Raw genomic sequence first — 12,214 nt, 5'->3', positions numbered from 1 at the left:
ATGTTTATAAATATTTACATTAAATGATATGAAAAATTTTAAAAATTGGCTGTTTTCGTTAGCCATAATCTCAGCTTTCGCTAGCTTCAGCGCTTGTGAAAAAGTTGAAAGCTATAACGAGCCATCATCTACAGATATGGCTAAGCCAGGTATGGTAACCAATATTAAAGTAGACAATTTTAATGGGGGTGCCTATATCACTTACGATTTGCCCAACACTGCAAACCTTTTATACGTGTTGGCCCGTTATAAGATAAATGGTGTAACGACAAGAGAAACAAAATCTAGTTACTATTCTGATAGTATTATGGTTGATGGTTTTGCCAAGAAACAAGGTTACGATGTTACTTTGTATGCAGTTAGCAGGGCAGAGGTTAAATCGGATCCTGTAGTGGTAAAGGTTAATCCAGATACCCCGCCGTATTTACTATTAAAACCAACAATTAATGCCGATCCAGATTTTGGTGGGATAAAAATAACAGGCTTAAACCCCTTAAAAAAGAATCTGGGGATAATTCTATTAGGTGTAAGCGATAATAATGGCTCTGATGTTATTGATCAGCATTATGGTAAGATAGAAACCATAGATTACTCGGTGAGAGGTTACGCACCTGTTGCAAAAAAAATTGGCTATTATGTAACTGATAATTTTGGCAATATTTCTGATACGACCTATAAAACCGTTACTCCATTTTTTGAAACTATACTGGATAGGACTAAATTTTTCCAATACAGACTTCCTAGTGATGGGGTAATTGCCTATGGATGGGACTTGCCTTATTTATGGGATGGAAAAACAGACGGAAATTCTAATGGATGGCACACTGCACCTGGTGGGGCAATGCCAGCAATTGCAACTTTTGGTTTGGGCATAAGTGCAAAATTAAGCCGCTTTGTTTTATGGGAAAGACCTGATGGAAGCGAAAAATTTGCATTTGGCCACGGTAATCCAAAGGTATTTTCGATATGGGGCTCAAACGCTGCAGCGCCTAGAGATGCGCAGTTGCCGCTATCAGCACCGGTGGGTACAATTATAGGCGATTGGATAAATATGGGTAACTACAATTATCCTCCTCCTCCTTCAGGATTGGCTCCGGTAGTCCATACAACAGCAGATAATGATTTCGTAAAAGCGGGGGTAAGCTTCAACTTCCCTTTAACCAATCCCAAAGTTAGCTATATCCGCCTATCTGTTGCCAGCACTTGGTCTAGCGGTACTTTTGCCCATGCAATGGAAATGGCGATTTATGGTGATCCGAGGTAATAAGATGTAAAAATTATAAAAGCTAAATTTTTGAACATGAAAAATATATATAAAATTAGTGGGCTGTTATTACTATTGGTCATTGTAATCATAAGTTGTACTAAAGATGATGTTGACTTTAAAGATTATTTAAAGAATGGAGAGATTATTTACCCAGGTAAAGTGGCTAATGTGACAGCCAAACCTGGTAATTTAAGAACCGCTTTATGGTGGAATCCAAGTCCAGACCCAAGTGTAAGTAGATATGTGATTTATTGGAACAACAACTTAGATTCTGTGGTGGTTAGTGCATCCAGTCATAATACCTCAGATATCATTAAAGTAACTATTCCAAACCTTAAGGAATACACCTACACCTTTACCATCTATTCCTATGATGCAAAAGGCAATAGGTCCATTCCAATTGCCGCAAATAACGTAAGGGTATTTGGACCTTTGTATCAATCAGGCCTGCTAAACAGACCTTATAATGCTACGACTCCATACGTGGTAAACGGTAATGGATCTGTGCAATTGAATTTTGATACACCAGACACCATTAACGTGAATACCATTATCAGGTATACCAGTACCAGCGGAGCAAGTATAGATAAAACCCTTTTGCCAACCGAGAACAATATTACACTGACAGATTATAAGGCAGGAACCGATATCCTCTATAAATCTTCTTACATCCCTGGACAAGGTTCTTTAGATATTTTCACGGTAACAGATTTCTCTACCTTCCCGAAAATATTTACTTATGTATTGTGCGACCGTTCGTTGTTTAGAGAAGTTCGTCTGCCTAATGATGTTAATACCTATGAATCGGGAACAAGTATTAGCAAATTATGGGATGGAAGCGTAGGTCCACAGGGCTATCCGAATATTTTTCATAGTGATGGAGGTGGTGGAATGCCACATGTGCTCACCTTTGATTTAGGAAAGGTTTATTCAAACCTGGCTAGAATAGAAGAAACAGGAAGAGATTGTTGTAATAACCCAGATCAGTTTGAGGTATGGGGTATTGCTGATTTAACTAATGCGGCTACTACGCTTAGAGCAAACAATAGTGGTTGGGCAAATGAATCAATAGCTAAAGGATGGACCTTGCTAAAGGATGTTGTGCGCAGTGATGATGGAAAAAATGCAATAACTGTAGACCTAGACAGCCAAGGTAAACCAATACGTTATATCAGGATCAGGATTAAACATGTAACAACTGGCGACGGTAATTACAGCAATATGAGTGAGTTGAGATTTTGGAATAAACAATAAATTAATTAACATTTAATTCTGTAGATACATTTTTTGGAGGTAGATTAAATCCAATATAAATTTAAGATAGGTATGTGTAAAAAGCTTTTCGTTTTTATTCTTTGTTCAATTTTATGTCTTGTTACCATTCATAGCTCCTTTGCGCAAGTTAAACCACAGATGTTATGGTATAATTCGCCTGCAAAAATATGGGAGGAAACTCTTCCTCTGGGCAACGGCAGACTGGGTATGACTCCTGATGGTGGAGTGTATAATGAAAATATTGTTTTAAACGATATCACCCTGTGGTCTGGTAGCAAGCAAGATGCGAATAACTACGAGGCTCATAAAAGCCTGCCAAGAATAAGGCAACTTATCTTAGAAGGTAAGAATGATGAAGCCCAAGATTTGGTCAATCGTGATTTTGTTTGTAAAGGTCCCGGATCTGGTGGAGCACAATGGGGCAAATACCAAATGCTGGGCAATTTGCAACTTAACTTTACTTATCCTGGCGTAGAAGGTCAAAAGCCAGATCCCGAAACCTATAGAAGGGAATTAGATTTAAATACAGCTGTGGCTAAAGCGACCTACCGTTTAAATGGGGTTAACTACAAGAAAGAGTATTTTTGCAGTTTTGATAGTGATATAAATATCATCAGGCTTACTGCGGATCAACCAGGTAAGTTAAATTTAACTATTTGCATCACCAGGCCAGAGCGGTCAACAGTAAATGTGGTTGGAAATGAATTGCAAATGTATGGCCAATTAGATAATGGCACAGACGGCAAAGGGATGCGGTATTTGAGTAGGGTAAACGCAAAGCTTACTGGTGGCACCATTGTGGCAGGCCAGAATTCCTTAACTATAAAAAACGCTACAGAAGTAGTCATCTACGTTTCTGCGGCAACAGATTTTAAGGATCCAAATTTCGAAAAGAAAACTGCCGATATTCTTGTTGCAGCTAAGAAAAAGCCTTTTCAACTGGAACTTAGCAACCATATTGCAAAATATGCTAAGCTTTTTAAAAGGGTAAGCATAGATTTGGGTGAAGGAAATTCGACAAAGCTCCCTACTAATTTAAGATTGGATCATTTCTATAAAAATTATGGGGATGATGTGGCTTTGGCACCTTTATTCTTTCAGTTTGGAAGGTATTTGAGTATTAGCAGTACCCGTGTTGGATTACTACCTCCCAATTTACAAGGTTTATGGGCTAATCAAATCAATACGCCATGGAACGGAGATTACCATTTAGACGTCAATGTTCAGATGAACCATTGGGCCGTAGAGCCAGCTAACCTTTCGGAGTTAAATCTTCCCCTTTCAGAGCTGGTGCGTAGTTTACAAAAGCCTGGGGAAAGAACAGCGAAGGCTTATTACAATGCAGATGGTTGGATTGCCCATGTAATTACGAATGTTTGGGGCTTTACAGAGCCCGGAGAAAGTGCTTCTTGGGGAGCGTCTAACGCTGGGTCTGGTTGGTTATGCAATAACCTTTGGGAGCATTATGCCTTTAGCCAAGACTTAAAATATCTTAAAAGTATTTATCCTGTACTAAAAGGTTCAGCATCATTTTACAAAAGTGCGTTAATCAAAGATCCAAAATCAGGTTGGTTGGTTACTTCACCTTCCGTTTCGCCAGAAAATTCTTTTTATCTGCCAAACGGTCGAACGGCTAGCATCTCTATGGGGCCAACTATCGATAATCAGATTGTAAGAGAGTTGTTTGGTAATGTAATTACAGCATCCAAATTATTGGGTATTGATCCTGAATTTAGAGCAGAGCTTCAATCTAGGTTAAAAATGCTTCCACCTGCAGGAGTAATTAGCAAGGATGGGCGTATTCAGGAATGGTTGGAAGATTATAAGGAAACAGACCCGCAACATAGGCACATTTCACATTTGTATGGCTTATATCCTGCGGCTTTAATTAGCCCATATTCAACTCCAGCGTTAGCGGAAGCTGCAAAAAAAACATTAGAAGTTAGAGGTGATGATGGCCCAAGTTGGTCTATAGCTTATAAACAATTGTTTTGGGCAAGGCTGCAAGATGGAAATAGAGCGTTTAAACTACTCAGGGAAATTTTAAAACCTACGCTCAGAACCGACATTAATTACGGAGCAGGAGGTGGTGTTTACCCTAATATGCTGTCTGCTGGACCGCCTTTTCAGATTGATGGAAATTTTGGCGCATCTGCAGCAATTGTAGAGATGTTATTACAGAGCCATGATGGATTTATTGATCTTTTGCCTGCAATTCCAGATGCCTGGAAAAAATATGGCATGATCAAGGGACTTAAAGCAAGGGGTAATTTTACAGTAGATATCAACTGGAAAGATGGTAAGGTAACCAAATATCGAGTGTATTCCTCCAATCCTAGAATGGTAAAGGTTAGACTTAATGGTAAAATAATCAATGTAATGGCTACAAAAGCTTAACCTAAAAATGACCAATAAAAAAATCCTCTTCTTAAGCCTCTTCTTAATGTGCTGTCTCCTTACCAAATCTTGGGGAATCGATATTCCATTTGGCAAAACTGGTAAAATCAGTTATGATTTAAAAAAAGGGAATTTCAAAGTTTTTCAACAAACAACTCAATGGTTAGCAAATGGGTGCTCAGTTGTGAAAAATCACGACAAGATATACAGCTCAAAAGATTATGATAGCAGAATCTATAGTAAAGAATTGCTAAATGATAACATTGGTAAAGGCAAAAAATATATAATTACGCTTAAAGGGAAGGGCTTGCCACAAATGCGCCAGGTCTTCTATGTATATGATGCACTGCCTTACTTTTTATGTCAGGTTCAACTTATAGGCAATTACCTTTCCTCTAATGAGCTATTTCCCATACAAGGTGATGTAAGTTATTTTGGGGATCAATCGGGCATCAATTCAGTATTTGTGCCATTTGATAACGATACATTTATCAGTTATCATACTAAAACGCTAACGAGTGATGCTCCTCAAATGAGTGCAGAAGTAGGGGCGCTGTATAAAAATAGCTCGAGAAAAGGACTAGTTGCTGGCTCAGTTGAACAAGGTAATTGGAAATCTGGTGTCGAAACTAAACTTAATATCGGTAATTCTATTTTTATTGCGGTAAAAAATGGGTTTACAGACCAACGAATTACCAGAGATACCATACCACATGGTTATATAAAGGGCAACCAAATCTCCTCGTCAAGGATATTTTTTGGTGCCTTTGCTGACTGGAGAAAGGGGATGGAAGCTTTTGCCAAAGTTTGTAGGTTGGCAGATCCCCCAATTGTGTTTAAGTGGAAAAAAGCTACACCATTGGGCTGGAATAGTTGGGGGGCTATGCAAGAGCATATTTCTTATGACAAGGTAATTAAAACAGTTGATTATTTTGCTGATAGCCTTAAGGGCTTTAGAAGTGGGGGAACTGCTTTTATCGATTTAGATTCTTATTGGGATAAACTAATTGATGGTGGTTTGGAAGGAGATTTTAGCCAACTAAAGGCATTTGCCGATTATACCAAAAAGAGAGGTTTAAAGCCAGGTGTGTATTGGGCGCCATTTACAGATTGGGGCTTTAAAAGTGGCTCAAACAGGAGAGTGGAAGGAAGTAGTTATACCTATGGTGAATTGTGGACCAAAACGGGAAAAGGTTATCATGATATTGATGGTGCAAGGGCGCTAGATCCTACGCATCCGGGTACGCAAAGAAGGATGGCCCTGGTGATTAATAAATTAAAAGCATGCGGTTTTGAAATGATCAAGATAGATTTTTTGGGCCATGCGGCAATAGAATCAAGTCATTTTTATAATCCCAAAATAACTACTGGTATGCAGGCTTATGGAGAAGGGATGCGGTTTCTTTTGCGCCAATTAGATGGCAAGATGCTCATCTATGCTGCCATCTCTCCAAATATCGCCACTGCAAGGTATGTGCATGTGCGAAGAATTGCTTGCGACGCCTTTCACTCTATAAGCGATACGAAATATACCATGAATAGCCTTACCTATGGCTGGTGGCAAACCTATTTATATGATTACATGGATGCAGACCACATCGTATTAAAGACAGAGAAAGAAGGGGTTAGTAGGGCTCGGTTATTCTCTGCCCTTGCTACTGGAAGCCTGATTGTTGGAGATGATTTTTCTATAAATGGACCATGGAAGAACATGGCTAAAAAGCTTTTTCAAAATCCAGATCTCTTAAAAATCATTGGAGATGGTAGATCTTTTAGGCCATTAGAAACTGATGGAACCGCATCAACACTATTTACTAAACAAGTAAAAGACATTGCTTATTTGGTTGCATTCAATTATAATGATGGCGAGCAAGGAATTTCTATGTCTCCAACTAGCATGGGATTAGACACGAAACAAAACTACATGGCAATAGATATTTTAAGTAATGAAAAGATTTTGCTGAAAGAAAATGCAAATCTCATTTTGCCAGCTGCAGATGCAAGAATATTTATAATATTAAAAATCAATAAATAGTTAGTATAAAAATAACCTATTAAGAAGAAGCAATAATGTTTAAACTAAGATCCAAAATTAAAATAGTTAGCCTTACTTTTTTACTATTAACTTTCGTTTATGGGAAAATCAAGGCCCAAACGAAAACTATTCCTATTGAAACCCAAAATAATGCCCTTGTTTTAACTGCTAACCAAAAGGATGGGCTAAAGATTATTTATTTTGGGAAAAAGCTGGCCAATCAGAGCGAATACAACAATATTTCGGCAATGTACAAAGGCAACGATTATAGTTCTATGTTGAATAATGCATATACACCATCAGGTGGGAAAAACCTAGTAGAGCCTGCTATTTCTGTAGTTCATACCGATGGAAATACTTCATTGGAGCTTCAATATATAAAGCATGACTTGCAAAAAATAGATGAAAATGTTGCTGTGTTAAATGTAACACTTAAAGATCCCGTTTATGATTTTACGGTAACCTTGCACTATAAAACTTTTTTTAAGGAAGACATGATAGAGCAGTGGAGCACCATTCAACATAAAGAAAAAGGAAATGTAACCTTGCAAAAATTTGCCTCGGCAAATCTATGCCTCAAGGCCGATGCTTATTGGTTGAACCAATATCATGGCGATTGGGCAAGGGAAATGCAACCGGAGGAATCTAAGCTTACCCATGGTATTAAAACTATAGACAGTAAACTGGGAACAAGGGCAAATCTTTTTCAACCTTCTGTTTTTATGGTCTCACTAAATCAGCCCGCAACAGAAACTGAAGGCAGCGTTTTTTATGGTGCTTTAGCATATAGTGGTAATTTTAAAATAGACCTTGAACTCGATTATTTGGATAACCTGAGAATTATTGCAGGCATGAATAATTACGCCTCTGTATATACGCTTAAGGCCGACGAAGTTTTTACAACACCACCATTTCTTTTTACGCTTTCTAATCAAGGTAAGGGAAAGGCGAGTAGGCAAATGCAAGATTGGGCCAGAAAATATAAATTATTAGATGGCAGAGGCAATCGTTTAACGCTATTAAATAACTGGGAAGCAACTTATTTTGATTTTAACGAAAGTAAATTATCATCTCTGTTAAAGGATACCAAAAAACTGGGTGTTGATCTTTTTCTTTTGGATGATGGCTGGTTTGCCAATAAATACCCTAGAAATAACGACCATACCGGATTGGGTGATTGGCAGGAGAACCGAGAAAAATTACCTAATGGAATAGCTTCATTGGTTAAAGAAGCAGAAGCTACGGGTGTTAAATTTGGAATTTGGCTAGAACCTGAAATGGTAAGTCCTAAAAGTGAACTGTATGAAAAACATCCTGATTGGGTGATTAAACAAGCTGGCAGAGATGAATTTTATTTCAGAAATCAGTTGGTGCTAGATTTGAGCAATCCAAAAGTGCAAGATTTTGTATATAATACCATTGATGGTATGCTTCAAAAAAATCCTAAACTGGCTTATATCAAATGGGATTGCAATGCAGTTATCTATAATGCCTATTCTAGCTATCAAAAAAATCAGCAACACTTTTATATCGAATATGTTAGGGGGCTTTATAAGATTCTAGAACGTGTACGAGCTAAATATACGCTCCCAATGATGTTGTGTTCTGGTGGTGGGGGAAGGGTAGATTATGCGGCTTTACAATATTTTACAGAGTTTTGGCCAAGTGATAATACAGATCCCTTAGAACGCATTTTCATGCAATGGGAGTATTCGTATTTTTATCCTGCCATTAGCACTTCTAACCATGTTACCGACTGGGGCAAACAACCCATTAAGTTTAGAACAGATGTAGCCATGATGGGTAAGCTGGGCTTTGATATAGTGGTAAGTAAATTGCCAGAAAAAGACCTTCAGTTTTGCAAGGATGCAGTTACACTTTATAATGGCATAAAGTCTATTATCTGGAATGGGGATCAGTACCGTTTATCTAATCCAAGAACTGAAAATGTTGCTTCAGTTTTATACATCGATTCTTTACAGAATAATGGCGTTATTTTTAATTATCTTGTTAATAACAGGTATGAAGAAGGGAGCAAAAAACCGATTAAAATAGCGGGTTTAGCTACTGATAAAAAGTATCAGATAAGAGAAGTTAACGTTTACCCTGGCGAAAAAACAACGATTGATGAAACAAAGATTTATAGTGGCGATTTTTTGATGAACATTGGTCTGAATCCCAATGTAAGTGCAGGTAGGGCAAGCGTAATTTTAAAAATTGAAACCGTAAATTAATCTGGATTGATAAACATAAATGAAGATGATCTTAAAAAAGGAAATCAGGAAAAGTTTACCCTCAATGATATTGTTGACTGCTTTGCTAATGTCATCAGCCTACGTTCAGGCCAAGGTAAAGCTGCCCTCTGTTTTTAGCGATAACATGGTTTTTCAGCAAAAAACAAAAGCAGCGGTTTGGGGTAAGGCTGATCCTGGAAAAACGATCACAATCAGTACCACATGGAGCCGCGTACGTTATACCTCAAAGGCAGATGAAAATGGGAACTGGAAGGTCATGGTGGCAACACCATCTTATGGCGGTCCTTATGCAATGACGATTTCTGATGGAGAGCCCTTGGTATTGATGAATGTGCTGATAGGAGAAGTTTGGATATGTTCAGGACAATCTAACATGGAGATGCCCTTGGCAGGATGGGGAAAGATCAATAATTATGAGCAGGAAGTTACAGCAGCCAAATATCCATCAATAAGGTTACTTCAGGTTGATCATGTGACCAGTAATGTTTCTACCAATGATGCCCAAGTGGCCAATTTAGGATGGAAGCCCTGTATCCCTCAATATGTGGCAGAGTTCTCGTCTGTTGCCTATTTTTTTGCCAGGGAAATATATGAAAAGAAAGGGATTCCAATTGGGTTGATCCACACCTCTTGGGGCGGCACGCCGGCAGAAGCATGGATGAGTGCTGAGGCATTGAGCGGGTTTCCTTATTTTAATGAACAAATAGAAGCGTTAACAAATAACGCTGCGGGAAGTGATGTTCAGCGAATGGCAAAATGGCAAAAAACAGTTGATCAAAAGGATAAAGGCTATGTTACGGGTAAAACGCAATGGAATTCAAAAGACTATGATGATTCTACTTGGTCTACAATGCCTATCGGCACAGCTTGGGAGAACTCGGTATTACCAGATTTTGATGGGGTGGTTTGGTTAAGAAAGAAGGTGGAAATTCCGGTATCTTTAGCCAATAAAGATTTAAAGATCAGTTTAGGTACAATTGATGATAATGACATCACTTATTTTAATGGAGAAAAAATAGGCGAAACAATAGGCTATGATCGCCAACGCATCTATACCATACCCGCAAATATGGTAAAACAAGGTTTTGCAGAAATTACCATTAGGGTTTTTGATGGCATGGGTGGTGGTGGTGTGGTTGCTAAAAATGAAGAACTTTATTTAGCTGCTGGAGATGGTACTCGTATAACGTTAACAGGCGATTGGAAATACAGAGTGGGAGTTAATCTTAATGAAGTAGCACCTGCGCCAATTTCCGGTTCAGGTTCGAGCAGGCCAACAGTTTTGTATAACAAGATGATTCATCCGTTTTTACAGTTCGCAGTACGTGGGGTAATATGGTATCAAGGAGAAAGCAATGCTGATCGGGCAACGCAATATAGAACGTTGTTTCCAGCGTTGATTAACGATTGGAGAAGGAAATGGAATTTGGTAGATATGCCTTTCTATTTTGTGCAATTGGCTAACTTTAAAAAGGCAGACACTGTTCCAGGCCCTTCGGCATGGGCCGAATTAAGGGATGCTCAATTTGGTGCCTTGAAACTGAAAAATACGGGGATGGCAGTAGCCATAGATATTGGCGATGCCAACGATATTCATCCAAAAAACAAACAAGAAGTTGGTCGCAGGCTTGCCTTAATTGCATTGGCTAAAACTTATGGAACAACCACAAATTATTCAGGGCCACTGTATCGCTCTCATGAAATAATGGGTAATAAAATTAGAATAGATTTTGATTTCGCCAATGGACTTAAGAAAGTTGGTAGTGAGGCTTTGCAAGGTTTTACCATTGCTGGAGCAGATCAAAAGTTCTATAACGCTCATGCGGTTATTGTTGGAGACCATATAGAAGTTACTTCAGAAAATGTGAAACTACCAATTGCCATTAGGTATGCATGGGCAGATAATCCAAACCTTAACCTAACCAACAACTCTAATTTGCCAGCTTCACCATTTAGAACGGATAACTGGCCAGGGATTACCAAATAATTTGTTTAAGCCCTTTCGAGGTGCATTGAACAATTAATTTAAACGGGATGATAAAGACAGTATTGATAACGATTACTTCTTCTGGTTTTGGCAAAACAACTGCAAAGTTATTTGCATTTTATGGTTGGAATGTGATTGCTGCGATGCATTTTACAGAAAGTGGAGAAGAATTAAATCGATTGGGAAATGTATTGATCACTCGTCTTGATCTAGAAGACCCTTATGCTATTCAAAGTGCTGTTAAGGCTGGTATAGAACGCTTTGGTAGCATAGATGCCTTTGTGAATAACGCAGGTCATGATTTGATACAACCATTTGAATTGGCAACCCAAGAGCACATCAATAAGCAGTATGAAGTTAATGTTTCAGGTTTAATGGATGTTACGCATGCTGTATTACCTTACTTGAGTAACAACGGTAGTGGTACCATCATTAATGTTTCTTTATTAGGGGGTATTGTTGCCTTGCCTTATGGTAGCCTTTACAAGCGAATGCCTGGAAAGGGCTGGACATATATTGATGCTAAAACTTGAATTAATTTGTATTAGTTTTGATGAAACACTTCTTCCATGGAGCTCCAGGTTTCTCCCTTTGAGGCAGCATCTGGTAATGGAATTTGTGTTGGGGCTGTTTCTTGCCACCAACGTCGTGTAATGGTATCAGCAGCCATTTTTTTCATGTCGTTATTAAAATCATTGCCAGTGTACTCAAAATAACTAAAAAGGTATTGCTTTCCATCTATTTCCTTTAAATAGATGGAATAGTTTTTGATATGACTTGCCGTAATTTGCTTTTGTACAGCTGGCCATACTGCGGCATGCAATTTTTTATAATAGGCTATTTTTTCGGGTTTAAGGCCAGTAACTGAGGCATAACGTTTTACATTGCTTTCCTTCGTTTCTGGTTTTTGAGAACAAGAATTAAAAAATAACAAAAGCATTAAAAGAGGAATAAATGTTTTAAAATTCATCATCTGTTTCATTTGTTGGTTTTAATTA

8 protein-coding genes are annotated in these 12,214 nt (G+C 38.3%); 7 read left to right on the top strand and 1 reads right to left on the bottom strand.

Annotated features, from left to right (window positions below; genetic code table 11):
• Positions 1-28: 28 nt before the first annotated feature.
• The 7 genes from R2Q59_RS08185 to R2Q59_RS08155 all read left to right on the top strand — a co-directional run bounded on the left by R2Q59_RS08185 (position 29) and on the right by R2Q59_RS08155 (position 11,749).
• Positions 29-1,264 carry a DUF5000 domain-containing lipoprotein gene (locus R2Q59_RS08185; protein WP_316785090.1) on the top strand — a complete coding sequence of 412 codons (1,236 nt, stop codon included), beginning with the start codon at positions 29-31 and terminating at the stop codon, positions 1,262-1,264.
• A 36-nt stretch (positions 1,265-1,300) separates the two neighbouring features.
• Positions 1,301-2,521: a DUF4998 domain-containing protein gene (locus tag R2Q59_RS08180; RefSeq protein WP_316785088.1), complete on the top strand. Its 1,221-nt coding sequence runs from the start codon at positions 1,301-1,303 to the stop codon at positions 2,519-2,521.
• A gap of 159 nt (positions 2,522-2,680) precedes the next feature.
• The gene (locus tag R2Q59_RS08175; RefSeq protein WP_316785085.1) at positions 2,681-4,939 is read left to right on the top strand and encodes a glycoside hydrolase family 95 protein; all 2,259 of its coding nucleotides are present in this window, start codon (positions 2,681-2,683) and stop codon (positions 4,937-4,939) included.
• Positions 4,940-4,946: 7 nt separating this feature from the next.
• Positions 4,947-6,974, top strand: coding sequence for an alpha-galactosidase (locus tag R2Q59_RS08170; protein WP_316785084.1), 2,028 nt, complete (start codon positions 4,947-4,949; stop codon positions 6,972-6,974).
• Between the two features lie 35 nt (positions 6,975-7,009).
• Positions 7,010-9,208, top strand: a complete 2,199-nt coding sequence (locus R2Q59_RS08165) for an alpha-galactosidase (RefSeq protein WP_316785083.1) — start codon at positions 7,010-7,012, stop codon at positions 9,206-9,208.
• Positions 9,209-9,227: 19 nt separating this feature from the next.
• A complete protein-coding gene (locus R2Q59_RS08160; RefSeq protein WP_316785081.1) occupies positions 9,228-11,216 on the top strand; it encodes a sialate O-acetylesterase in 1,989 nt (662 codons plus the stop codon).
• A gap of 47 nt (positions 11,217-11,263) precedes the next feature.
• A complete protein-coding gene (locus R2Q59_RS08155) occupies positions 11,264-11,749 on the top strand; it encodes an SDR family NAD(P)-dependent oxidoreductase (protein WP_316785079.1) in 486 nt (161 codons plus the stop codon).
• An 11-nt stretch (positions 11,750-11,760) separates the two neighbouring features.
• Here the strand turns inward: R2Q59_RS08155 and R2Q59_RS08150 are convergent, their stop codons facing one another.
• On the bottom strand, positions 11,761-12,189 hold the full coding sequence (locus R2Q59_RS08150; protein WP_316785078.1) for an L-rhamnose mutarotase: 429 nt from the start codon (positions 12,187-12,189) through the stop codon (positions 11,761-11,763).
• Between the last annotated feature and the right edge of the window lie 25 nt (positions 12,190-12,214).

The organism is Pedobacter frigiditerrae, from assembly GCF_032678705.1.
GTDB lineage: Bacteria > Bacteroidota > Bacteroidia > Sphingobacteriales > Sphingobacteriaceae > Pedobacter > Pedobacter frigiditerrae_A.
This window is presented reverse-complemented; position numbering and strand designations above follow the sequence as displayed.